Origin of the sequence: Streptomyces sp. NPDC087270 (genome assembly GCF_044744625.1) — a bacterium.
Taxonomy (GTDB): Bacteria; Actinomycetota; Actinomycetes; order Streptomycetales; family Streptomycetaceae; genus Actinacidiphila.
Window position 1 is genome coordinate 1 of sequence record NZ_JBIUYR010000009.1, and the last position, 23,409, is coordinate 23,409.

General features: G+C 72.6%; 17 protein-coding genes and 3 pseudogenes. 6 read left to right on the top strand and 14 right to left on the bottom strand.

The features are described 5' to 3' along the window. Window positions 1–143: 143 nt before the first annotated feature. From ACIPAE_RS18930 to ACIPAE_RS18950, 5 genes and pseudogenes are all read right to left on the bottom strand, one after another. Window positions 144–1,829, bottom strand: coding sequence for a ribonuclease J (locus tag ACIPAE_RS18930; protein WP_328470162.1), 1,686 nt, complete (start codon window positions 1,827–1,829; stop codon window positions 144–146). Between the two features lie 210 nt (window positions 1,830–2,039). Next, a complete protein-coding gene (dapA, locus tag ACIPAE_RS18935) occupies window positions 2,040–2,939 on the bottom strand; it encodes a 4-hydroxy-tetrahydrodipicolinate synthase (protein ID WP_328470160.1) in 900 nt (299 codons plus the stop codon). A gap of 182 nt (window positions 2,940–3,121) precedes the next feature. Beyond that, a pseudogene (gene thyX / locus ACIPAE_RS18940) lies at window positions 3,122–3,571 on the bottom strand (FAD-dependent thymidylate synthase); the annotation flags it as partial. Window positions 3,572–3,583: 12 nt separating this feature from the next. After that, a pseudogene (locus ACIPAE_RS18945) lies at window positions 3,584–4,501 on the bottom strand (HNH endonuclease); the annotation flags it as partial. Beyond that, window positions 4,481–4,777, bottom strand: a pseudogene (locus ACIPAE_RS18950) (FAD-dependent thymidylate synthase); the annotation flags it as partial. The pseudogenes ACIPAE_RS18950 and ACIPAE_RS18945, both read right to left, overlap by 21 nt. A 168-nt stretch (window positions 4,778–4,945) precedes the next feature. Here ACIPAE_RS18950 and ACIPAE_RS18955 point away from each other — a divergent pair. Then, the gene (locus ACIPAE_RS18955) at window positions 4,946–5,488 is read left to right on the top strand and encodes a hypothetical protein (RefSeq protein ID WP_329364083.1); all 543 of its coding nucleotides are present in this window, start codon (window positions 4,946–4,948) and stop codon (window positions 5,486–5,488) included. A gap of 103 nt (window positions 5,489–5,591) precedes the next feature. Here the strand turns inward: ACIPAE_RS18955 and ACIPAE_RS18960 are convergent, their stop codons facing one another. The 6 genes from ACIPAE_RS18960 to ACIPAE_RS18985 all read right to left on the bottom strand — a co-directional run bounded on the left by ACIPAE_RS18960 (window position 5,592) and on the right by ACIPAE_RS18985 (window position 12,073). Continuing rightward, the gene (locus ACIPAE_RS18960) at window positions 5,592–6,107 is read right to left on the bottom strand and encodes a hypothetical protein (protein WP_402446519.1); all 516 of its coding nucleotides are present in this window, start codon (window positions 6,105–6,107) and stop codon (window positions 5,592–5,594) included. 4 nt (window positions 6,108–6,111) lie between these two features. Further along, on the bottom strand, window positions 6,112–6,909 hold the full coding sequence (gene dapB, locus ACIPAE_RS18965) for a 4-hydroxy-tetrahydrodipicolinate reductase (RefSeq protein WP_329364086.1): 798 nt from the start codon (window positions 6,907–6,909) through the stop codon (window positions 6,112–6,114). A 113-nt stretch (window positions 6,910–7,022) separates the two neighbouring features. Further along, window positions 7,023–8,399 (bottom strand): pitrilysin family protein, encoded by a 1,377-nt coding sequence (locus tag ACIPAE_RS18970; RefSeq protein WP_329364087.1) that lies wholly within the window; start codon window positions 8,397–8,399, stop codon window positions 7,023–7,025. Next, window positions 8,396–10,615, bottom strand: a complete 2,220-nt coding sequence (locus ACIPAE_RS18975) for a polyribonucleotide nucleotidyltransferase (protein ID WP_329364089.1) — start codon at window positions 10,613–10,615, stop codon at window positions 8,396–8,398. Before ACIPAE_RS18975 ends, ACIPAE_RS18970 begins: the two co-directional genes overlap by 4 nt. Before the next feature lie 345 nt (window positions 10,616–10,960). Then, complete coding sequence (rpsO, locus tag ACIPAE_RS18980; protein ID WP_033173003.1) at window positions 10,961–11,248, bottom strand: 30S ribosomal protein S15; 288 nt, start codon at window positions 11,246–11,248, stop codon at window positions 10,961–10,963. A 237-nt stretch (window positions 11,249–11,485) separates the two neighbouring features. Beyond that, window positions 11,486–12,073, bottom strand: a complete 588-nt coding sequence (locus ACIPAE_RS18985; RefSeq protein WP_329364091.1) for an AAA family ATPase — start codon at window positions 12,071–12,073, stop codon at window positions 11,486–11,488. A 351-nt stretch (window positions 12,074–12,424) separates the two neighbouring features. Between ACIPAE_RS18985 and ACIPAE_RS18990 the strand changes: the two genes are divergently transcribed. The 5 genes from ACIPAE_RS18990 (at window position 12,425) to ACIPAE_RS19010 (ending at window position 20,653) form a co-directional block, all read left to right on the top strand. Further along, the gene (locus ACIPAE_RS18990; protein ID WP_402446526.1) at window positions 12,425–16,168 is read left to right on the top strand and encodes an SCO5717 family growth-regulating ATPase; all 3,744 of its coding nucleotides are present in this window, start codon (window positions 12,425–12,427) and stop codon (window positions 16,166–16,168) included. A 292-nt stretch (window positions 16,169–16,460) separates the two neighbouring features. After that, on the top strand, window positions 16,461–17,390 hold the full coding sequence (locus ACIPAE_RS18995; protein WP_328470142.1) for an ABC transporter ATP-binding protein: 930 nt from the start codon (window positions 16,461–16,463) through the stop codon (window positions 17,388–17,390). After that, window positions 17,387–18,259: an ABC transporter permease gene (locus ACIPAE_RS19000; RefSeq protein ID WP_328470140.1), complete on the top strand. Its 873-nt coding sequence runs from the start codon at window positions 17,387–17,389 to the stop codon at window positions 18,257–18,259. The genes ACIPAE_RS18995 and ACIPAE_RS19000 overlap by 4 nt, the downstream gene beginning before the upstream one ends. 265 nt (window positions 18,260–18,524) lie before the next feature. Beyond that, on the top strand, window positions 18,525–19,832 hold the full coding sequence (locus ACIPAE_RS19005) for a histidine kinase (protein ID WP_402446530.1): 1,308 nt from the start codon (window positions 18,525–18,527) through the stop codon (window positions 19,830–19,832). A gap of 152 nt (window positions 19,833–19,984) precedes the next feature. Next, window positions 19,985–20,653 (top strand): response regulator transcription factor, encoded by a 669-nt coding sequence (locus tag ACIPAE_RS19010; protein ID WP_329373837.1) that lies wholly within the window; start codon window positions 19,985–19,987, stop codon window positions 20,651–20,653. Between the two features lie 95 nt (window positions 20,654–20,748). Here ACIPAE_RS19010 and ACIPAE_RS19015 read toward each other — a convergent pair whose 3' ends face one another. From ACIPAE_RS19015 to ACIPAE_RS19025, 3 genes are all read right to left on the bottom strand, one after another. Next, window positions 20,749–21,312: a DinB family protein gene (locus ACIPAE_RS19015; protein WP_402446532.1), complete on the bottom strand. Its 564-nt coding sequence runs from the start codon at window positions 21,310–21,312 to the stop codon at window positions 20,749–20,751. 150 nt (window positions 21,313–21,462) lie between these two features. Further along, window positions 21,463–22,422: a bifunctional riboflavin kinase/FAD synthetase gene (locus ACIPAE_RS19020; protein WP_329364101.1), complete on the bottom strand. Its 960-nt coding sequence runs from the start codon at window positions 22,420–22,422 to the stop codon at window positions 21,463–21,465. Between the two features lie 178 nt (window positions 22,423–22,600). Next, on the bottom strand, window positions 22,601–23,245 hold the full coding sequence (locus ACIPAE_RS19025; RefSeq protein ID WP_402446536.1) for a dual specificity protein phosphatase family protein: 645 nt from the start codon (window positions 23,243–23,245) through the stop codon (window positions 22,601–22,603). Between the last annotated feature and the right edge of the window lie 164 nt (window positions 23,246–23,409).

A 23,409-nucleotide genomic window follows, 5' to 3' on the forward strand; every position in this document is an offset into this window, starting at 1 on the left:
CTTATCGACCTCATAAACCCCCCCCGGGCCCGGCCCGGGCGGGCGGGGGGGGGGGGGGCGGGGGGCCGCCGCCCCCCCCCCCCCCCCCCCCGCCACCCCCCCCCCCCCCCCCCCCCGCTCCCCGCACCGAGGTTGACGGCGCGTCAGACTTCCACGACCACCGGCAGGATCATCGGGCGCCGACGGTAGGTGTCGGAGACCCACTTGCCGACCGAGCGGCGGATGAGCTGCTGGATCTGCCGGGCTTCCATGACCCCGTCGGAGGCCGAACGGGACAGCCCCTCCTCGATCTTGGGGATGACCGCGGCGAAGGCGTCGTCGTCGATGCCGGAGCCCCTGGCATGGATGTTGGGGCCGCCGACGATCTTGCCCGTACTGCTGTCGACCACGACGAAGACCGAGACGATGCCTTCCTCGCCCAGGATGCGGCGGTCCTTGAGGTGCGTCTCGGTGATGTCGCCGACCGAGAGGCCGTCGACGTACACGTAGCCGGCCTGGACCTTGCCCACGATCTTCGCCTTGCCCTTGACGAGGTCGACGACGACCCCGTCCTCGGCGATGACGGTGCGCTCCTTGGGGATACCCGTCAGCATGCCGAGGTCGGCGTTGGCACGCAGGTGGCGCCATTCGCCGTGGATCGGCATGAGGTTGCGCGGCTTGCAGATGTTGTAGAAGTACAGCAGCTCGCCGGCCGACGCGTGGCCGGAGACGTGCACTTTCGCGTTGCCCTTGTGGACGACGTTCGCGCCCCAGCGGGTCAGGCCGTTGATGACGCGGTAGACCGCGTTCTCGTTGCCCGGGATGAGGGACGAGGCGAGGACCACGGTGTCGCCCTCGACGATGCGGATCTGGTGGTCGCGGTTGGCCATCCGGGACAGCGCGGCCATCGGCTCGCCCTGGGAGCCGGTGCAGACCAGGACGACCTTCTCGTCGGGAAGGTCGTCGAGCACCTTCACGTCGACGATGAGCCCGCTCGGCACCTTCAGATAGCCCAGGTCGCGGGCGATGCCCATGTTCCTGACCATGGAGCGGCCGACGAAGGCGACCTTGCGGCCGCGCTCGTGGGCGGCGTCGAGCACCTGCTGGATGCGGTGCACGTGGCTGGCGAAGCTGGCGACGATGATCCGCTTCTCCGCCTTGGCGAAGGTCTGCCGCAGCACCTGGGAGATGTCGCGCTCGGGCGGCACGAAGCCGGGGACCTCGGCGTTGGTGGAGTCCGCGAGGAGCAGGTCGATGCCCTCCTCGCCGAGCCGCGCGAAGGTCGGCAGGTCGGTGAGGCGCCCGTCGAGCGGGAGTTGGTCCATCTTGAAGTCGCCGGTGACCACGACGTTGCCCGCCGGGGTGCGGATGGCGACGGCGAGCGCGTCCGGGATGGAGTGGTTGACCGCGACGAACTCGCAGTCGAAGGGGCCGATCCGCTCCCGGTCGCCCTCTTTGACCTCAAGGGCGTACGGGCGGATGCGGTGTTCCTGGAGCTTCGCCTCGACCAGGGCGAGGGTGAGCTTGGAGCCGATCAGCGGGATGTCGTCCTTCTCGCGGAGCAGGAAGGGGACGGCGCCGATGTGGTCTTCGTGGCCGTGGGTGAGGACGACGCCGACCACGTCGTCCAGCCGGTCACGGATGGAAGTGAAGTCCGGGAGGATCAGGTCGACTCCGGGCTGTTCCTCTTCGGGGAAGAGGACACCGCAGTCGACGATCAGCAACCGGCCGGCGTATTCGAAGACGGTCATGTTGCGGCCGATCTCACCCAGGCCGCCGAGCGGTGTGATGCGCAGACCGCCCTCGGCGAGTGCCGGCGGGGGACCGAGTTCAGGGTGCGGATGACTCAAAGGGTTTCTCCTTACCGCGCATGCCAGAGGGCCCCTCGTGGGGGCCGTGGCCGGCGCGACGCTGTTCCGATGTTCGAATGGTGGTGCCGCGTTCGGATTTCTTTTCCGACGTTTTCGTGGTCCGCGCGTGATCCGCTCGGGTCAGTGTCCGGCGGATTTCGCGAAGTGCTGCTGTATTCAGTTGTGAAGTCCTGTGTGCTCCGGGCGTGCTCAGAGGTGTACCCCGCCGGCGGCGAGATCCTTCCTGAGCTGCTCGGTCTCCTGGTCGCCGAGGGCGACCAGGGGGAGCCGGAGCGGGCCTGCGGGCAGTCCGCGCAGCGCGAGGGCGGTCTTCGTGGTGATGACGCCCTGGGCGCGGAACATGCCGGTGTAGACGGGCAGCAGGCACTGGTGGATCTCGGTGGCCTTGGCGACGTCCCCGCTGGTGTACGCCTCCAGCAGGGCGCGCAGCTCGGTGGAGACCAGGTGGCCGACGACGGAGACGAAACCGACCGCGCCGATCGACAGCAGCGGCAGGTTGAGCATGTCGTCGCCGGAGTACCAGGCGAGGTCGCTGCGGGCGATCGCCCAGCTCGCGGCGGCGAGGTCGCCCTTGGCGTCCTTGTTCGCGACGATCCGGGGGTGGTCGCCGAGCCGGACCAGGGTCTCGGTGTCGATGGGGACGCCGCTGCGGCCGGGGATGTCGTAGAGCATGACCGGCAGGCCGGTGGCGTCGGCGATGGCGGTGAAATGCCGGTACAGGCCCTCCTGCGGGGGCTTGCTGTAGTACGGCGTGACGGTGAGCAGGCCGTGGGCGCCGGCCTGCTCGGCCTGGCGGGCGAGGGTGACGCTGTGCGCGGTGTCGTTGGTGCCGACGCCGGCGATGACGTGTGCGCGGTCACCCACCGCTTCGAGTACGGCTCGGACCAGCCGGTCCTTCTCGTCGTCGCTGGTGGTGGGCGACTCGCCCGTGGTGCCGTTGACGACGAGTCCGTCGTTGCCCTGGTCCACGAGGTGGGCGGCGAGCCGCTGTGCGCCGTCGACGTCGAGCGCGCCGTCGGCGGTGAACGGCGTGACCATCGCGGTCAGCACCCGCCCGAAGGGGGCGTCAGGGGTGGAAGTCGGAGCCATGCATCCCACGTTACTGGGTGTGTGTGCGGCTGTGCAGCCACGGTACCTGCGGGTGCGGGCGGCGGGACCCACGGTGAGGACTCCAGCGCTGCCTGCTCGGGGGTTCAAGCAGCACCGGAGTCCGTTTCCGCAGCCTAGATGAACTTCGCGAATGCCTGCAATCCGAACACTTCGGACATTTTTTACGGGGCGATTCGGCCGTTCGCGTTGAACGCGGCGTGGGTGAGCGGCATCAGCTTCGCCCACTCCGCCTCCATCAGCTCGCCGACCATCTCGATCTCCCGCTGCGGGAACGACGGGACCCGGGCGAGTTCGTGCTGGGTGCGCAACCCGAGGAAATGCATCAGCGACCGCGCGTTGCACGTCGCGTACATCGACGAGAACAACCCCACCGGCAGCGTCGACCTCGCCACTTCCCGCGCCACACCGGCCGCCAGCAGCTCCTGATACGCCGCGTACGCCTGCTGGTACGACTCCGCCATCACGGCGAGTGCCGCTGTCCGCTGCTCCTCGCTCCCCTGGACGAACTCGTACTTGCCCGGCCGGCCCTGCTGCACCAGCTTCCGATCCGCCCCCGGCAGGTAGAACACCGGCTGAAGCTCGCGATACCTGCCGGATTCCTCGTTGTAGGAGTTGTGCACCACGATCCCGCCGGCCAGGAAGTTGTGCCACGGACCGGCGACAGACAGGTCGTAGGTCATCTCCTCGCCGTCCTCGACGACGGAAGTGATGCGGTCCGGAACCGCGACCGCAACCTTCCCTCCACGCTGGGCGAGTGCCTGCTCCGTGGCGCTCTTTGTTGCATGGCAGTCCTCGCAGGCGGGGGCGAGGTTGCCGGCGTCGAGCGCTTTCGTCAGATCGGCAACGACCGGGACCTTGTGGTCCAGCGCCAAGGAGGCGCGGGGGAAGCTGCCGCCACACAAGTGACAGGTGTCGGTCTCGCCGATCAGCCGCTCGCGCTGCATCGACGTCCAGACGCCGATGCCGCGGCGGAGGCTGGGCGGGACCAGGCCCGTCGATGGGCGTGCGGCGGTGCCCGCGACCATGACGGCATCTCCGGACGCCAGTTCGCCGGCCTTCCGCCAACCGTCGGGGGTGAGGATCGCGTGGTCCACCGAGCAGCGCAGAGTCCGACCGCTCTCGGTGGTGATCCGGATCAGAGATTTGGTGCCGGACTCCATGACATCGACGATCCGGGCGCGCTGGGCACGGAGAGTGTCCTCGTCATAGCACCGCACGTGGTTGCGCCGGACGGACTCCAGCCGCCTCACCCGGGTGGTCGGATGCTCTTCACGGAACTCTGCGACCGCGCTGTCGGCCGCCTCCCGGCTGTCGTATAGCCCCAGGTAGTGGTTCTTGCCCGCGTGGCGGGCCTGCGCCATCCACTTACCGGCCTTCCCGTGCCAGGTGGCACCACCGGCCGGGGTCGGCAGACTGTCCTCGACCCCGTGGTGCCACTGCTGGTAGAGATCCCTGATGGTGCGCCGGCGAAGCCCGCCCGCCTCGCTCTCCAGGGTGATCTCCGTGTCACCTGCGAGGCACCAGCCGGCCCTGTGGCGCATGAATTCGCGGAAGACGAAGATCGGGGCGCTGATGAAGAAGGTCATCGAGTTGTGCTCGAAGGGGCTGCCGTGGCGGTCCCGGATGAGGTAGTTGATCAGGCCCTTGGAGCGGTCGGGGTCCTTGGCCAACTCTTCGAGGGACTGCTCGCCCGCCGTGGAGACGCGGGCCGCCCACAGGACGTCGGAGTCGGACGCGCTGTGCTTGACGAGCTCGACGGTGACGTCGTCGCGGAAGCGGGCGGGGGCGGCCTCGGTGGAGGGCGGGTCGGTGGACACCGGCGGGTCCTTCCTGTTGTCTGTTGTGCGCCGCTCAGCTTATGGGGTGGGTCCGACCGGCGGTCGCAGGCACCGGGCCCGCCCCGGAGCTTGGCCACGGTGGCCGGGACGGATAACCTCACCGGTCAGAGCCCCCGCACCTGACAGAAGCCGAAGAGGATTCTCCGCGTGTCCTTGCCCTTCCGCTCCGTAGCCACCGTCGACGACGAGTACGCGACCGGCCGTCCGCTGCCGCACGACGTCCAGGACCGCTGGATGCGCCCGTACCGCCCCGGACCCTGGCGGGTCGCGATCGCCGCGCTGGCGCTGATGCTCGCCGCGTACCTGCTGTTCGCCGCGCTGATCATGGTCGCGGCGAAGAGCGTGCAGGGGGGTGGCGTGCTGGTGCTGCTCGCGGCGCTGGTGATCGCGGCCACGCTGCGGCTGCTGCGGATGGGGGTGTGGCTGAGCGGGAAGGGCCTGCGGCAGGTCGGGTACTTCGGCACGGTCACGGTGCCCTGGCAGCAGGTGACGTCGGTGCGCACGGCGCAGCAGCCGGTGCGGGTGCTGGGGCTGCCGCGCAGCGTGCAGGGGCAGGCGCTGCTGATCAGCCGGCGCGGGTCAACGCTGCGGCCCCTGATGACCGATCACAACGCGGACTTCCTCGGGCGGTCCGAGGCGTTCGACGTCGCGGCGGACGCGATCGAGGGCTGGTCCCTGGAGCTGCGGTAGCCGCTCCCCCGGTCGAGCCGTCCCGCCGGTGCCGACGTGCTCCCGTTCCCCGCTCACCTTTCAGCGGGTGCGGCGCCGGACTCCTGAGGCCCTCGTCGTACGGTTACGCGCCGTTGGGGGTGCGGTCGCCGGTCCGGCCGGCGGCCGGGGATGTTCCGGGTGTGGGGGTGGCGGCGGTTTCCTCGGCGTCGTGGAGCCGGATGGCGCGCTGCATCGCCTTGCGGGCGCGAGGGGTGTCCCGGGCGTCGAAGTAGGCGACCGCGAGGCGGAACCAGTTGCGCCAGTCGTCGGGGGCCGCCTCGGTCTCGGCCTGGCGTTTGGCGAAGACCGCGTCGGCGGAGGCGCGGTCGATACGGCCGCTGGGGGTGCGGGCCAGTTCGTCGACGGGCAGCCCGCCCTCGGCTTCGAGTTCGCGGCCGAGCCGTCCGGCGTGTCGGGCGAACTGGGTGGTGTGCCACAGGAACCAGGCGCCGATCAGCGGAAGGACCAGGACGGCGACGCCGAAGGCGACGGTGACCGGCCGGCCGTCGGCGATCAGCAGCACCCCGCGGTCGCCGACGAGCACGAAGTAGAAGACGAGGACGACCGCGGAGACGGTGTAGCTGAGCTTGGCGCGCATCGGTTCAGGCTCCCTGGTGCCCGGTGGCCGGGGAGCCGTCCGCCGCGGCGGGCCCGTCGGCCAGGAAGTGCTCCAGGCCGAAGGTGAGGCCGGGCACGCCCGGTACGGTGCGGACCGCGAGCAGGATGCCGGGCATGAAGCTGCTGTGGTGCAGCGAGTCGTGGCGGATGGTGAGGGTCTCGCCGGTGCCGCCGAGGAGGACCTCCTGGTGGGCGAGGAGGCCGCGCAGCCGTACCGAGTGCACCGGGACGCCGTCGACGTCGGCGCCCCGGGCGCCGTCGAGGCCGTGGGTGGTGGGGTCGTGCTGAGGCGGGAGGCCGGCTTCGGTGCGCGCGGCGGCGATGAGCTGGGCGGTGCGGGTGGCGGTGCCGCTGGGCGCGTCGGCCTTCTTGTCGTGGTGCAGCTCGATGACCTCGACGGACTCGAACCAGGGGGCCGCCTGCTGGGCGAACCGCATGGTGAGGACGGCGCCGATGGAGAAGTTGGGGGCGATCAGGGCACCGGTGCCGGGGGCGGCGTCGAGCCAGCCGCGGAGGGTGGCCAGCCGCTCGGGTGTCCATCCGGTGGTGCCGACCACGGTGTGGATGCCGTGGCCGACACAGAACTCCAGGTTGCCCAGGACGGAGTCGGGGTGGGTGAGTTCGACGGCGACCTGGGCGCCCGCGTCGGTCAGCGCCTCCAGCGGGTCGCCGCGGCCGATCGTGGCGACCAGGTCGAGGTCGTCGGCGGCCTCGACGGAGCGGGCCGCCTCGGAACCGATCCGGCCCTTCGCACCGATGACGGCCACTCGCAGCTTGCTCATCGTTGGGGAGTCCTCCGGGTGTAAGGGTCACGCAGCAGGGTGTGCGGTTGTTACACGGTGCCTGTACGTGCCGGCTGGCGGCCGACGGGCGTGGTGACAGGCGGGGTGACGGCTTACGCGATCGCTTCGTGCAGCCGCGCGGCCTGCTTCTCCTTCACCGGCCCTATGACCGCCAGCGAGGGACGCTGTCCCAGTACATCGCGGGCCACCTCGCGCACCTCGCCCGGGGTCACCGCGGCGATCCGGGCCAGCAGGTCGTCCACGGACAGCTGCTCGCCCCAGCACAGCTCGCTCTTGCCGATCCGGTTCATCAGGGCGCCGGTGTCCTCCAGCCCCAGCACGGTGGAGCCGGAGAGCTGGCCGATGGCGCGGCGCAGTTCCTCGTCGGTCAGGCCGTGCTCGGCGACGTGGTGCAGTTCGTCGCGGCAGATCTTGAGCACGTCGGGCAGGCGGCGCGGCTGGCAGCCCGCGTAGACGCCGAACATGCCGCAGTCGGCGTAGGAGGAGGTGTAGGAGTACACGGAGTACGCCAGGCCGCGCTTCTCGCGGACCTCCTGGAAGAGCCGCGAGCTCATGCCGCCGCCGAGCGCGGTGTTGAGGACGCCGAGCGCCCAGCGGCGCTCGTCGGTGCGGGACAGGCCGGGCATGCCGAGGACGACATGGGCCTGCTCGGTGCGGCGGTCGAGGATCTCGACGCGTCCGCCGCCGCGGATCGTACGGCTGCCGGTGCGCGGCGGCCGGGGTACGGCGTCGGCGTCGGTCAGGGCGCCGGCGCGTTCGAAGGCGCGGCGGACCTGGCGGACGACGGTGGCGTGGTCGATGTTGCCCGCCGCGGCGACGACCAGCCGGGTGGGGTCGTAGTGCTTGCGGTAGAAGCGGGCGACCTGGTCGCGGGTGAGGCCGTTGACGGTCTCGACGGTGCCGAGGACGGGGCGGCCCAGCGGGGAGTCGCCGAGCAGCGCGGTGGTGAACAGGTCGTGCACCTGGTCGCCGGGGTCGTCCTCGGTCATGGCGATCTCTTCCAGGACGACGCCGCGTTCCGCGTCGATGTCCTCCTGGCGGATCAGGGACCCGGTGAGCATGTCGCTGACCACGTCGATGGCGAGCGGCAGGTCGGTGTCGAGCACCCTGGCGTAGTAGCAGGTGTACTCCTTGGCGGTGAAGGCGTTCATCTCGCCGCCGACGGCGTCGATCGCCGCGGAGATGTCCAGGGCGCTGCGCCGCTCGGTGCCCTTGAAGAGCAGGTGTTCCAGGTAGTGGGTGGCGCCGCCCAGCACGGGGGTCTCGTCGCGGGAGCCGACGCCGGCCCAGATGCCGAAGGTCGCCGAGCGCACGGTGGGCAGCGTCTCGGTGACGACGCGCAGGCCGCCGGGCAGCACGGAGCGGCGTACCGTGCCGGTGCCGTCGGTGCCGGGCAGCAGGGTCCGTGTGCGGACGGCCCGCCCCTTGGTGGAGGGGCGGGCCGTCACTGCGGTGGAGCGGGTCGTCACTTGGCCGACTCGTCCTTCTTCTCGTCGTCGCCCTCTTCACCCTCGATGACCGGGATCAGGGAGAGCTTGCCGCGCTGGTCGATCTCGGCGATCTCGACCTGGACCTTGGCGCCGACGCCGAGGACGTCCTCGACGTTCTCGACGCGCTTGCCGCCGGCGAGCTTGCGGATCTGCGAGATGTGCAGCAGTCCGTCCTTGCCGGGCATCAGCGAGACGAAGGCACCGAAGGTGGTGGTCTTCACGACGGTGCCCAGGTACCGCTCGCCGACCTCGGGCATGGTCGGGTTGGCGATCTGGTTGATCGTCGCCCGGGCGGCCTCGGCCTGGGAGCCCTCGGTGGCGCCGATCAGGACGGTGCCGTCGTCCTCGATGGAGATGTCGGCGCCGGTGTCCTCCTGGATCTGGTTGATCATCTTGCCCTTGGGGCCGATGACCTCGCCGATCTTGTCCACCGGGATCTTGATGCTGATGATCCGCGGGGCGTTGGGGGACATCTCGTCCGGGACGTCGATGGCCTCGTTCATGACGTCGAGGATGTGCAGGCGGGCGTCGCGGGCCTGCTTGAGGGCCGCGGCCAGCACCGACGCCGGGATGCCGTCGAGCTTCGTGTCGAGCTGGAGGGCGGTGACGAACTTCTTGGTGCCGGCGACCTTGAAGTCCATGTCGCCGAAGGCGTCCTCGGCACCGAGGATGTCGGTCAGCGCGACGTAGTGCGTCTCGCCCTCGATCTCCTGGGAGATCAGGCCCATGGCGATACCGGCGACGGGGGCCTTGAGCGGCACACCGGCGTTCAGCAGCGACATGGTGGATGCGCACACCGAGCCCATCGAGGTGGACCCGTTGGAGCCCAGTGCCTCGGAGACCTGCCGGATCGCGTAGGGGAACTCCTCGCGGGTGGGCAGGACCGGGATAAGGGCGCGCTCGGCGAGCGCGCCGTGGCCGATCTCGCGGCGCTTGGGGGAGCCGACGCGGCCGGTCTCGCCGACGGAGTACGGCGGGAAGTTGTAGTTGTGCATGTAGCGCTTGCGGGTCTCGGGCGCGAGCGTGTCGAGCTGCTGCTCCATGCGGAGCATGTTGAGGGTGGTGACGCCCAGGATCTGGGTCTCACCGCGCTCGAACAGCGCCGAGCCGTGCACGCGCGGGATGGCCTCGACCTCGGCGGCCAGGGTACGGATGTCGGTGACACCGCGGCCGTCGATGCGGACCTTGTCGCGGATGACGCGCTGGCGCACCAGCTTCTTGGTCAGCGCGCGGTAGGCGGCGGAGATCTCCTTCTCGCGGCCCTCGAACTGCGGCAGCAGCTTCTCGGCGGCCAGGCCCTTGACCCGGTCCAGCTCGGCCTCGCGGGCCTGCTTGCCGGGGATGGTCAGCGCCTGCGCCAGCTCGCCGGTGACCGCGGACTCCAGGGCCTCGAACACGTCGTCCTGGTAGTCCAGGAAGATCGGGAACTCGCCGGTGGGCTTGGCGGCCTTGGCGGCCAGCTCGGACTGCGCCTTGCACAGCACCTTGATGAAGGGCTTGGCGGCTTCCAGGCCGGCGGCGACGACCTCCTCGGTCGGCGCCTCGACACCGCCCTCGACCAGCTTGATGGTGTGCGCGGTGGCCTCGGCCTCGACCATCATGATCGCGACGTCGCCGTCGTCGAGCACGCGGCCGGCGACGACCATGTCGAAGACGGCCTCTTCGAGCTCGCTGTGGGTCGGGAAGGCCACCCACTGGTTCTTGATCAGCGCGACCCGGACACCGCCGATGGGGCCGGAGAACGGCAGGCCGGCCAGCTGCGTGGAGCAGGAGGCGGCGTTGATGGCGACCACGTCGTAGAGGTGGTCGGGGTTGAGCGCCATGATCGTGCAGACGACCTGGATCTCGTTGCGCAGGCCCTTGACGAAGGACGGGCGCAGCGGGCGGTCGATCAGGCGGCAGGTGAGGATGGCGTCCTCGGAGGGGCGGCCCTCGCGGCGGAAGAAGGAGCCGGGGATGCGGCCGGCCGCGTACATGCGCTCCTCGACGTCCACCGTGAGGGGGAAGAAGTCGAAGTGCTCCTTGGGCTGCTTCGAGGCGCTGGTCGCCGACAGCACCATGGTGTCGTCGTCCAGGTAGGCCACGGCGGAGCCGGCGGCCTGGCGGGCCAGCCGGCCCGTCTCGAAGCGGATGGTGCGGGTGCCGAAGGTACCGTTGTCGATCACGGCTTCGGCGTAGTGGGTCTCGTTCTCCACTATGGGAATTCTCCTCGTCTTTGCCCGCAGGGCGTGTCCCTGCCGGGCCTTCGGTGGAGGTGCGTCGTCCAGCCGGGGCCGGTCTTCGATCGAAGCCTCCGGTGGCGGCTGCCACCTGGGGGCCACTACCGAGGACCGGCGTATGCGGCGGATAGGAGGACGCTCCTCCTCATTCGTTGTCAACAGCCCCATTGCACCAGACGCGGGCCGGATCGCGCACGTCATGTGCGCGGCCCGCGGGCGGGTGCCCCGGAACCGTCGAAGAACCGTCGAACGGTTGCTCGGAACCGCTGTACGGAAAAGGGAGCGGTCCCGTTGGACGGGGACCGCTCCCTGTACGGCTTCCTAGCGGACGCCGGCCGCACCGGCACGGATGCCGAGGCGCTCGCGGAGCTCACGGAAGCGCGTGATGTCCTTCTTGGCCAGGTACTGCAGCAGACGGCGGCGCTGGCCGACCAGGATCAGCAGACCACGACGCGAGTGGTGGTCGTGCTTGTGGGTCTTGAGGTGCTCGGTCAGGTCCGAGATCCGGCGCGACAGCAGTGCGACCTGGACCTCGGGGGAGCCGGTGTCGCCCTCCTTGGTGCCGAACTCGGCGATGATCTGCTTCTTCGTCTCGACGTCGAGCGACATACGGACTCCTCATGGTGTCTACGGCCTCCGAGCGCCCCCGGTCTACATCGCGGGGGAATCTCACATGACTCGCGAGGCGCTGTCACGTGGTGCGTGCACACACGTGACCGTCACCCAGGGTACCAGGGTGCGTCGACCCCCTTACCCGCGGGTCACCTCGGCAGGGAGACGCCGCCCGGCGGCCTGCCGGGCGGCCCGGCACCGGCCGGGCGGGTCACGCGAGGACCGGGTGGTGGGTCACACGAGCGACCTGGCCGCACGTGCCGCGCGGGCCGCGCGCAGCCGCCGGAACGCGGTCGGCGGCCGGCCGCAGGCGACGCGTGACTCGACGTACTCCTTGACGAGTTCCGCGCACTCGCGCGGTGACGCGGTGCCGGTGTCGCACTCGAAGTCGTACAGGCCGTGCGCGTGCACCCGGGTGTACTGGTAGGCGGCCAGGCCCGGCGGGCGGTCGGAGCGGGACTCCTCGCGGCGCTTCAGCTCGGGCAGCGGGCAGTGCACGCCGATCAGGAAGACCTCGACGTCGGCGAGGACGGTCAGGCAGTCGTCCAGCCGCCACGGCTCGCTCAGCACGTGGTCGACGACGAGGTCGTTGCCTCCGGCGGCCATGCCGGCCACGGCGCGGTGGAATCCCATCCGGGTCCGGGTGAGGACGGCGTCGAGCGCGTCGGGCGCGATCTCCTTGGCCGCACGCATGGCGTTGATCCCGTCGAGCGGGATGTGGAAGTAGGGGTCGCCGTCGAGGATGGCCAGCAGTTCGCGGGCGATGCTCGATTTGCCCGAACTGGACGTGCCGTTGAGAAAGATGATCCGCCCGGGGCGCATGACGACGATCGTATACGCGCGTCGCCGCCCCGATGCCGGCAAGACCCGGCGGGCGGTGGCGCGCGGCGCCGGGTACGGCGCAACGGGGTCCGTCCGCGGGGCGGTTGGGGGCGCGGGCGGTGGACCGCGGTGGTGCGGGGGCGTTACGCGCAGTGGTGCGGGCCGCGACGTGTCCGGGGCGGTTCGGGCGGGAAGGAGCGGAAAGGGCGTCCGAACGGCCTGACGGCGTACGTCGACCGGCTATTAGGCTGTCCGTCAGAGTGGCGGGGCCGTGGGGCGCAGAGGCGGCCGGCGGCGCACGGGGTGGGGAGACGGTGACGTGTGACTCCCCGACGCAGACCAGGAGGCATTGTGAGCAGCGATCGGGACGACAACCGCGTGGGCGGGGCCGCCCCTGTCGAGGGCCCCTCCGGGGGTGAAGTCTCGGACATCACCGGGGAATACCGCTTCGATTTCACCCCTCCGGCCTGGTACATGCAGAGCGGCAGCGACAGCGGCACCGACGACGCGGCGGACGCCGACGCCGACGCGGACCGGGACGTGCGCGAGCAGGAGCAGGACGCGCCCGCCGCCACGGGCACGGCGGACCACGCGGGCGACGCTGACGGCGCGGCGCCCCGCGGACCGGTCTGGGAGCCGCGGCCCGCGTCCGACGCGGGAGCGGCGTCGAGCGACGCGTCGTCGTGGTCTGCTGCTTCGCTGCCGCCGGTGCCGGGTCTGGGTTCCGGCTCGGGTTCCGCTTCCGGGTCCGGATCGGGTGCGCAGGTGGGCTCGGGCACGCTGCGGGGGGAGGGCGCCGGCGCGGATGCCGGCGCCGGCCTGAACAGGGGTGCGGACACGGGTCCGCGGCCGGAGCCGGCCGCGGACAAGCCTTCGTGGTCGGCGAGTTCGGTGCCGTCGATCTCGCGTCCGGCGGCCGCCGAGCCCGAGCGGGCGGAGGAGCCCGCGCCGGAGCCGCAGGACGCGAGGCCCTCGTGGTCCGCGTCGGCTGTGCCGTCCATTCCGCCGCCCACCGCCGCCCCCGAGCCCGGACCGGTGGCGGCCGAAGCGCCGGAGCCGGAGGACGCGAAGCCGGTGTGGGCCCGTACCGACGCCCCCGACGTGCCCTCGGCGGCGCCCACTTCGGTGCCGGGGCCGACGACGGACACCGGCGCCGACGAGCCGCCGCATGGCGCCGAACCGGAGCGCCCGCGGCCGGCCGACTCGACGCTCCGCTTCAGCGCCGCGGCGATGCGGCGGGAGATCGAGGAGCGGGCGGACGCGATGATGGCGAAGGCGAGCAGGCCCGCGCCGGAGCCGGAGGACGCCAAGCCGGCGGCCCCCGAGCCCGAGGACGCGAGGCCGGCCGCCCAGCAGGCGCCCGAGGCGCCCTCAGCACCCGCGGCACCCCCGGTGGAGGACGCGCCGCCGCAGAAGCGCGCCCCGGTGTGGACCCCGCTGCCCGTGCCGCCGACCGCCGACCCGAAGCCGTGGACGCCGGACGCCCCCCGCGGCCCGGTGCCGCCGTTGCCCCCGCAGTTCCAGCGCGCCGAGGAACCGGCACCCGCCGCACCGGCCGCTGCTGCTCCCCTGAACTTCCCGCCGCCGGTCGGCGAGCCGGTGCTCCCGGAGGCCTACGGCTTCCCGCCGCCGGCCGCGCAGCCGAACGAGCCGCCGCAGGGCCCGGGCGGCTACGGCTTCCCGCCGCGCCCGAGCGCACCCGAGGCACCGCAAGTGGCCGCGCCCGCCGAGCAGTTGCCCGGTCCGACGGGGTACGCCCAGCCGCAGCCACCCGCTGCTCCCGCCGCACCCGCCGCGCCTTCCGCACCTGCCGCGGCACAGAGTCCGCAGCCCGCCCCCCAAGTACCCCAGTCCAGCTACGGACTTCCGGCGCCGACCGGGTACGCCCAGCCGCAACCCCCGGCCGCACCTGCGGCACCCGCCGCACCGCAGCACCCCCAACCCGCCCCCCAGCAACCCGGACCCGCCGGATACGGCTTCCCCCAGCAGTACTCCCCCGCCGCCGCGGCACCGCCCGCCGGGCCGACCGGGTACGCGCAGCCGCAGCCCCCGGCCGCGCCTGCGGCACCCGCCGCACCGCAGCACCCCCAACCCGCCCCCCAGCAACCCGGACCCGCCGGATACGGCTTCCCCCAGCAGGGCTCGCCGGCGCCGCAGCCGGGCCAGCCGCACGCCCCCGCGCTGCCGGCCGCGGAGAACCCGCAGCCGTACGCCCCGGCGCCGGTACCGACCGGGCTGTCCCCGCAGCAGTCCGCGCCGCCCGCCGCCGTACCGCAGCAACCCCAGCCCCAGCAACCGCAGTTCGGGCAGCCGCAGGCGGGGCAGCCGCAGCTTCCGCCGGCCGCCGAGGTCGGACAGCAGCCCGGGCCGGACGGCGGCTACGGCTTCCCTCGGCAGCCCGGACAGCCGCAGCCGGAGGCGGGCTCGCTCCAGCCGCTCCCCCAGCACGGCGCGTACGGCTTCCCGCAGCAGGGCGGCCCCGGGCAGCCGGGCCAACCCGGTCAACCCGGTCAACCCGCCATGCCGGAGGCCGCTCCGGCGGCGCCGGCCGCGCCCGTCGACCCGCGGGCCGGCGGCTGGCCGACCGTGACGCCCGACCAGCGCCAGCGCACCACGCAGGGCGGCGCGCCTCTCGGCTACACCGCGGCCGTCGAACTCAGTTCGGACCGGCTGCTGCGCAACCAGCCGAGGCCGAAGAAGCCCGGTGCCAACGCGCAGCCGTCCCGGTTCAAGCTCGGCGGCAAGAAGGAGGAGGCGGAGCGGAAGCGGAAGCTGGAGCTGATCCGTACGCCGGTGCTGTCCTGCTACCGGATCGCGGTCATCAGCCTCAAGGGCGGGGTCGGCAAGACCACGACCACCACCGCGCTCGGCTCCACCCTCGCCAGCGAACGGCAGGACAAGATCCTGGCGATCGACGCCAACCCGGACGCGGGCACGCTCGGCCGCCGGGTGCGCCGGGAGACCGGCGCGACCATCCGCGACCTGGTCCAGGCCATCCCGTACCTCAACAGCTACATGGACATCCGCCGCTTCACCTCGCAGGCGCCCTCCGGTCTGGAGATCATCGCCAACGACGTGGACCCGGCCGTCTCCACGGCGTTCAACGACGAGGACTACCGCCGCGCCATCGACGTCCTGGGCCGCCAGTACCCGGTGATCCTCACCGACTCCGGCACCGGCCTGCTCTACAGCGCCATGCGCGGGGTGCTGGACCTGGCCGACCAGCTGATCATCGTCTCGACACCGTCCGTCGACGGCGCCTCCAGCGCCAGCACCACCCTCGACTGGCTGTCCGCCCACGGATACGCCGAACTCGTCGCCCGCAGCATCACCGTCATCTCCGGCGTCCGCGAGACCGGCAAGATGATCAAGGTCGACGACATCGTGGCGCACTTCCAGACCCGCTGCCGCGGAGTCCAGGTCGTCCCCTTCGACGAACACCTCGCCGCCGGCGCCGAAGTCGACCTCGACATGATGCGACCCAAGACCCGAGAGGCGTACTTCAACCTCTCCGCCATGGTCGCCGAGGACTTCGTACGGGCCCAGCAGGCACAAGGCCTGTGGACACAGGACGGCAGCAACCCGCCGCCGGTGCAGGCGCCGCCGATGCCGGGACAGCCCGGCTACCAGGGCCAGCAGCCAGGCCAACCCGGTCAACCCGGCCAGCCAGGCCAACCCGGGCCGCAGCAGTACCCGCCGCCGGGACCGTACGGCGGCCCGCAGGACGGGGGCGCGCAGCCGTACCCGGCCCCGGGACAGCCGGGACAGCCGGGCCAACCCGGTCAGCCCGCCGGTCCGTACGGGCAGCCAGGGCAGCCCGGCCCTTACGGCGCCGCCCAGCCGATGCCGCCCGGCCAGGTCCCGCCGGGCCAGTACGGCGCGGCGCCGCAGGGCCCCCCGCAGCCGTACCCGCCGGCACAGCAGGGGCCGGGCCAGCCGGGGTTCCAGCCGGAGTCCTCCCAGCCGCAGGCCCCGCAGCCCCAGCAGGGCTGGCCGCAGCCGGGCCAGGACGGGCAACCGGGACAGCCGGGGCAACCGGCTCAGCCCGGACAGCCGCCGCAGTACGGATACCCGGCGCCGCCGCAACAGCACTGACGGCCCGCGCTCCGGGACGTCAGGGGACGTCAGGGCGGACGCGCGAACCGAGGGCCGCCGCCGTGGACCACCACGGCGGCGGCCCTGCCGTATTCCGGGCCCGCGCCGGTCCGGCCCCCGGTCGGCGTACGACACGGGTCGTACGCGCCGTCCGCCCGCAGGCGCACACCGCCGTCCGAAGGTCCGCCCGTGGGCCGTCGCCCGGCGGACCGCGGGAAACGACGATGGAAACAGCTCGCATCAGCGGGCGCCCAACCGCCGCACGGCGGCCCATCGTCCGAGGAAGCCTTCGATGATCGAAGCCCATGCCCTGTCCAAGCGGTACGGCGAGCGTGTCGCCGTCGCCGATCTGAGTTTCACCGTGCGGCCGGGCGCGGTGACCGGCTTCCTCGGCCCGAACGGCGCGGGGAAGTCCACCACGATGCGGATGATCCTCGGGCTGGACTCGCCGACCTCAGGCCGGGTGACCGTCAACGGCAAGGCGTACGCCGACCATCCGGCACCGCTGCGCGAGGTGGGCGCGATGCTGGAGGCCCGCGCCATCCACACCGGCCGCAGCGCCTACCACCACCTGCTCGCCCTCGCCGTGACCACCGGCATCCCCCGCAGCCGGGTGGACGAGGTGCTCGACACCGTCGGTCTGAGCGCGGTGGCCCGCAAGCGCGTCGGCAGCTTCTCCCTGGGCATGGGCCAACGCCTCGGCATCGCCAGCGCGTTGCTCGGCGACCCGGCCACGCTCGTGCTGGACGAACCCGTCAACGGGCTCGACCCCGAGGGCGTGCTGTGGATTCGCACCCTCCTGAAGAACCTCGCCGCCGAGGGCCGTACGGTCCTGCTCTCCTCCCACCTGATGTCCGAGATGGCGCTCACCGCGGAGCACCTCATCGTCATCGGCCGCGGCCGCCTCATCGCGGACACCTCGGTGACGGAGTTCGTCGCGGGCGCGGGCGGCGGGTCGGTACGGGTCCGGTCGGACGAGGCCGAGCGGCTGCGCGGCCTGCTGGGCGGACCGGGCGTGTCAGTGGCCTCCGACACCCGGCAGGTGCTGGAGGTGTCCGGGCTGACCAGCGACCGGATCGGCCGGATCGCGGCCGACGCGGGCATCGCACTGGCCGAACTCACCCCGCAGCAGGCCTCGTTGGAGGACGCGTTCATGGAGCTGACGAAGGACGCCGTGGAGTACCAGACTCCGCGGCACGAGACCGAGAGGCAGCCGGCATGAGTACGGGTACGGGCACGATCGCGGCCCCGGCGGGCCGGGGCGGGAGCGGCGAGGGGGCGGCCCTCGGACCTGACCGGTCCGGCGGCGGCACCGGCGTCACGCAGGCACGGGTGCTGTACTCGGAGTGGATCAAGCTCCGGACACTGCGGTCCACGTTCTGGACGCTGATCGGTGCGATGGTGGCGCTGATCGGCTTCGGGATGCTCTTCACGGCGATCACCGCGAGCCGCTGGCCGCACCTGGCGCCACACGAGCGGGCCACGTTCGACCCGGTGGCGACCAGCCTGCGCGGCTTCTTCCTCGCGCAGCTCGCGGTCGGCGTGCTCGGTGTGCTCACCGTCAGCGGCGAGTACTCGACCGGGATGATCCGCTCGTCGCTGTCGGCGGTGCCGCGCCGGCTGCCGGTGCTGTGGGCGAAGGCGGCAGTGTTCGCGGCCGTGGTGTGGGCGCTCATGACGGTGGCCGCGCTGGTGGCGTTCCTCGCCGGCCAGTCCCTGCTGACCTCCCGGCACGTCGGGGTGTCGCTCACCGATCCGGGCGTGCCGCGGGCGGTGCTGGGCACGGCCCTGTACCTGACGGTCGTCGGGCTGCTCGGGGTGGCGATCGGCGCGCTGATCCGCAACACGGCGGGCGGCATCGCCACCCTCTTCGGGGTGCTGATGATCCTCCCGGTGCTCGCCGAGGCGCTGCCGACCTCGTGGAGCGACCATGTCAGCCAGTGGCTGCCCAGTACGGCCGGGCAGTCGGTGTTCGCCATCCATCAGGAAAGTCACACGCTCGCCCCGTGGCCGGGTTTCGTGGTCTTCTGTGCGTACGCCGCCGCCGCGCTGGCCGGTGCGGCGGTCCTGCTGAAGCGCCGCGACGCGTAGGCCCGGCCTCCTCCGTGCCCGCTCCGCCGCAGTATCACCCCCGGAAGTCCCGTCCCCGGAGTGCCCGATGAGCCTGCCGACCGAATCGGTCCCGACGATACGCCCGCCCGGCCGGGGACGGCTGCGCGGTGCGAAGCGGCTGACGGGTGCCGGACGCTCATCGGGTGCCGGACACGCGTCGGGTGCGGGACGCGTGTCCGGTGCGGGACGCGTGTCCGGTGCGGGACGCGTGTCCGGTGCGGGAGGCGTGTCCCGTGCGGGAGGCGTGTCCCGTGCGGTGCGGGCCGTCGCGGACCGGTTCGGGTGGGGTCCGGCGGAGCGGCGGAGGCCGGCCGAACACCTGCCGGTGGACGCGCTGTTCGCGCTCGGGATGTTCCTGTTCTTCACCGCGCTCCAGCACGGCGTGCTGCGCCACGCCCCGGTACCGACGCTGCTCGTGCAGAGCGGACTGGTCGTACCGCTGGCGTGGCGGCGGCGGGCACCGATGGTCGTGTTCGGCGCGGTGGCCACGGTGGCGTTCGCGCAGTGGCTGGCCGGCGTGAAGACACCGGCGGACGGGGTACTGCTGGTCGCGCTCTACACGGTGGCCGCCCAGGTCGGCAGCCTGGCCCGCCTGCTGGCCGCGTTCGCGGTCCTGGAGTCGGGCATCGTGCTGGCGACCGTGCGGTGGTCGATGCACGACCGCGCGGTGGCGAGCTTCGTCTCGCTGTCGGCGATGGCCGTCGCGGCCTCGGTGATCGGTACCAACATGCGCTCCCGGCGGCAGCACATGGAGTTCCTCGAGGATCGCGCGGTGCGGCTGGAACGGGAGCGGGACCAGCGCGCCCAGCTCGCGGTGGCCGGCGAACGCGCCAGGATCGCCAGGGAGATGCACGACATCGTGACGCACAACCTGTCGGTGATGGTGGCCCTCGCGGACGGCGCCGCGTTCGCCATGGAGCGGTCACCGGACCGGGCCGCGGCGGCGATGCGGCAGACGTCGTCGACCGGCCGGCAGGCGATGACCGACATGCGCCGCTTCCTGGGAGTGCTGCGGGCCGACGAGCCGGACGCGCTGCGGCACCCGATGCCCGGGATCGCCCAACTCGAGGCGCTCGCCGAGCAGGTGCGGGCGGCGGGGCTGCCGACCCGGCTGGAGGTCGCGGGCGAGCCCGCCGTGGTGCCGGCCGCGGCGCAGCTGACCGCCTTCCGGCTGGTGCAGGAGGCGTTGACGAACACCCTGAAGCACGCGCCCTCGGGTGCCCGGGCGGAGGTGCGGCTGTCCTGCGAGCCCCACGCGCTGGCGGTCAGCGTCATGGACGACGGCGCGGGCACGACGCCTCCCGTAACGCCGCCCGGCTCTTCCGACCCGCACGAACCGTACGGGCCACACGAACCGTACGGACCTGACCGGCCGGGCCGGTCGCCCCAGCCGGAATCGCCGTCCGCCCCCGCCCGGGCCGCCGGTCACGGCCTGGCCGGCATGCGCGAGCGGGCCGCGGCCTACGGCGGGCAGCTGACCGCGGGCCCACGCCCCGGCGGCGGCTGGCAGGTCACGACGGTGCTCGCGCTGGCCACACCCGAGGCGCTGTGAACGGGCCGGGCGCAACAGGCGGCGCGGGCGGTACCGGCGATACCGGCCTGGGCGGCACCGGCGCAGGCGGCACCGGCGTGGGCACGGGCCACCCGGACAACAGCAGCGGCAACGGCAGCAGCGGGGATGCCACGGGTACGGCGTCGGCGCCGATCCGGGTGCTGCTCGTGGACGACGAACCGCTGCTGCGGATGGCGTTCACGATGGTGCTCGACGCGCAGCCGGACATGACGCCGGTCGGCGAGGCGGGGGACGGCGCGCAGGCGGTACGCCAGGTACGGGCGCTGCGGCCGGACGTGGTGCTGATGGACGTACGGATGCCGGGCATGGACGGCATCGAGGCGACGACGCGGATCGTGGAGAGCTGCCCGCGGTCACGGGTGCTGATCCTCACCACCTTCGACCTGGACGCGTATGCCTTCGCCGGGCTCAAGGCGGGCGCCTCGGGTTTCCTGCTGAAGAACGCGCTGCCCGAGGAACTGCTCGCCGCGATCCGCGCGGTGGCCGCGGGCGACGCGGTGGTGGCGCCGCGGATCACCCGGCGGCTGCTGGAGCGCTTCGCCCACCAGCTGCCGTCGGCGGACGACCGCACCGGCCACCCGTCGGGCGACGACCGGCTGGCACGGCTGACCGCCCGCGAGCGCGAGGTCCTGGTCGAGGTCGGCCGCGGCCTGTCCAACACGGAGATCGCGGGCACCCTGCACCTGGCCGAGGCCACGGTCAAGACCCACCTGAGCCGCATCCTGGTCAAGCTCGAACTGCGCGACCGCGTGCAGGCCGTCGTCTACGCCTACGAGGCCCGCCTCGTCCGCCCGGCCTGACCACTCCCCCGGCCCCGGCTCCTACCCCGACCGGTGGCCCCGGCCTCCGGGTCCCGCTCTCGGCCCCCGCCCTCGGCCCCGGCCCCGGCCCCCGGTCAGAAGCCCATCGCACCGTCTATCCGCTCGCGCAGCAGGTCCGCGTGGCCGTTGTGCCGGGCGTATTCGGCGATGAGGTCGACCAGGATGAAGCGCAGCGACATCTCCTTGCCCGTCACCAGGGAACGGCAGGTCGCGTCGAGCGAGGGCGCGGCGGCCACGATCCGGCGGGCGTGCTCGCACTCGCCGCGCCAGAGCGCGAGCGCCTCGGCCACGTCGCCGTCGAGCCACTCGAAGTCCTGGTCGGGCGCGTCGTCGGAGTAGTGCAGCGTCGGCAGGTCCTCACCGGCGAAGTGCTGCCAGAACCACCAGCGCTCGACCCCGGCGAGGTGCCGGACCAGGCCGTGCAGGCTCAGCCCCGACGGCGGGACCGCCTTCTCGGACATCCGGTCGGCGGCGACGCCGGCGCACTTCAGCGCGAAGGTCTCCCGGTGCCAGTCCAGGAAGGCGGTCAGCGTCGCGCGCTCGCCACCCGTCCGGGGCAGCTCGGGGCGGCCGGTGCGCTCCGACGCCGACGCGAGCTGGATGTGCCGGGCGAGCGGCGTGTAGTCCTTCGCGGTCATACCCGAAGTCTCGCAACGACCACTGACAGCCGACAGGAGCGTCAACGCCTGCCCTGCCCCCACCGGTTGCCGGCCGTACTGCGACCGGTTGCCGGCCGCGCTCCCACCGGTTGCCGGCCGTACTGCGACCGGTTGCCGGCCGCGCCGCCCTCAGGCGCGGGGCGGTTCCGCCGCCTCGACCAGTTCGCGGGCGCGCTTGACGTCGTCGGCCATGCGTTCCAGCAGCGCTTCGACGGTGTCGAACTTCTCCATGCCGCGCAGGTAGGCGAGGAAGTCGACGGCGACGTGCAGGCCGTAGAGGTCGAGCCCGACCCGGTCGATGGCGTACGCCTCCACGGTGCGGGCGGTGCCGTCGAAGGTGGGGTTGGTGCCGACCGAGATCGCGGCGGGCATCGGCTCGCCCTCGACGTGCAGCCAGCCCGCGTAGACGCCGTCGGCGGGGATCGCGGTGTGCGGGAGCGTCTCCACGTTGGCGGTGGGGAAGCCGAGTTCGCGGCCGCGCTGGGCGCCGCGCACCACCACGCCCTCCACCCGGTGCGGGCGGCCCAGCACCTCGGCGGCGCCCGCGACGTCGCCCTCGGCGATCAGCCGCCGGGTCAGCGAGGAGGAGAACGGCTCGCCGCCGCCGGCCGTACCGCGCACGAACAGGTCCACCACTTCGAGGTCGTAGTCGTACTTCAGGCCGAGCGCGGACAGGAAGTCCACGTCGCCGGCGGCCTTGTGGCCGAAGCGGAAGTTGGGCCCCTCCACGACGAGTTTGGCGTGGAGGCCGTCGACCAGCACCGTGCGGACGAACTCGCTCGGCGTCAGCTTGGAGAACTCGCTGGTGAACGGGAGGATCAGCAGCGCGTCCACGCCGAGTTCCGCGACGAGTTCGGCCCGGCGGTGGTGCGCGGACAGCAGTGGCGGGTGGCTGCCGGGGCGGACCACCTCGCTGGGGTGCGGGTCGAAGGTGACCACGACCGACGGCAGCCCCAGCTCGCGGGCCCGCTGCACCGCCCGCCCCATGATGAGCTGGTGGCCGCGGTGCACACCGTCGTACGACCCGATGGTGACGACGCTGCGGCCCCAGTCACCGGGAACGTCCTCCAAGCCCCGCCACCGCTGCACCTTGACGCTCCGCTTCTGCTGTTCGACTGCTGTCCGGCCGTGTCTTCGCTGTCTGCACGCTGGTTCGCGCGCTTGTCTTCGCCCTGCTCTTCGCGCTGTCTTCCGTCACCGCGTGCCCGCGGCCCACGCGGCACGCGCCCGCGCTACGGACAAGCCTGCCATGCCGCCGGGCGCCGCCTCACAGCGACGCCTTGATCCGGCGGGGCGCGTCGAGCAGCCGGCTGATCCCGCTGACCAGGGCGGGCGGCTGACGGCTGCCGTGCCGCCCCGCGTGCAGGACGTAGTAGACCTGCTCGACGGAGGGCGGGCCGACCGCCACCGTCCGCACCGCGGCCTGCTCCGCGGTGGCCTGCCCGGTACGCACCAGGTAGGCGGCGATCATCACACCGGTTCGGCCGACGCCCGCGCCGCAGTGCACGTAGACCGGTCCGTCGGACGCCTTCACGATCCGCAGGAAGTCGTCGACCTGCCGCTCGGTGGGGGTCTGGCCGTCGCGGACCGGCAACCGGACGGCGGTCAGCCCGGCCCGGGCGGGGAGCGTCACCTCCCGGGCGGACAGGTCCTCGGCGCGCAGGTCCACCACCGTACGGATGCCGTCGGCGGCGAGTTCGCGGTAGCCGGCCGCGGTGGGCGCGGACCCGCGGTAGACCTTGCCGTCGACCTTGAGGAAGTGGTTGATCCCGGCGGGAGTGTGCCGACCGCCGGACGCGTCCTGGCGGGCCCACGCGGTCAGCGCGAGCATGCCCCCGGCCGCGCCCGCCCACAGCACGCCGTAGCCGAGCAGGCAGCAGACCAGCACCTTGGCGGCGCGGCGGACCAGCACACGCCCGGACCAGACGACCGGGACCGCCGCGACCGCCGGGACCGGCAGCGCGGGAGCGGCCGCGAGCGGTGGACCCGACGACGGAGACGGGGGCGCCGACGACGGCGACGGCGAGGCGAAAGATGACGGGGAAGGCGAAGGAGGGGCCTGGGACAAGGCGCTGT

Bases quoted from the DNA above. Each gene is read 5' to 3' on its own strand.
- dapA (WP_328470160.1), bottom strand. From the start codon at position 2,939: ATGGCTCCGACTTCCACCCCTGACGCCCCCTTCGGGCGGGTGCTGACC.
- ACIPAE_RS18960 (WP_402446519.1), bottom strand. From the start codon at position 6,107: ATGCGCGCCAAGCTCAGCTACACCGTCTCCGCGGTCGTCCTCGTCTTC.
- dapB (WP_329364086.1), bottom strand. From the start codon at position 6,909: ATGAGCAAGCTGCGAGTGGCCGTCATCGGTGCGAAGGGCCGGATCGGT.
- rpsO (WP_033173003.1), bottom strand. From the start codon at position 11,248: ATGTCGCTCGACGTCGAGACGAAGAAGCAGATCATCGCCGAGTTCGGC.
- ACIPAE_RS18985 (WP_329364091.1), bottom strand. From the start codon at position 12,073: ATGCGCCCCGGGCGGATCATCTTTCTCAACGGCACGTCCAGTTCGGGC.
- ACIPAE_RS18995 (WP_328470142.1), top strand. From the start codon at position 16,461: ATGATCGAAGCCCATGCCCTGTCCAAGCGGTACGGCGAGCGTGTCGCC.
- ACIPAE_RS19000 (WP_328470140.1), top strand. From the start codon at position 17,387: ATGAGTACGGGTACGGGCACGATCGCGGCCCCGGCGGGCCGGGGCGGG.
- ACIPAE_RS19015 (WP_402446532.1), bottom strand. From the start codon at position 21,312: ATGACCGCGAAGGACTACACGCCGCTCGCCCGGCACATCCAGCTCGCG.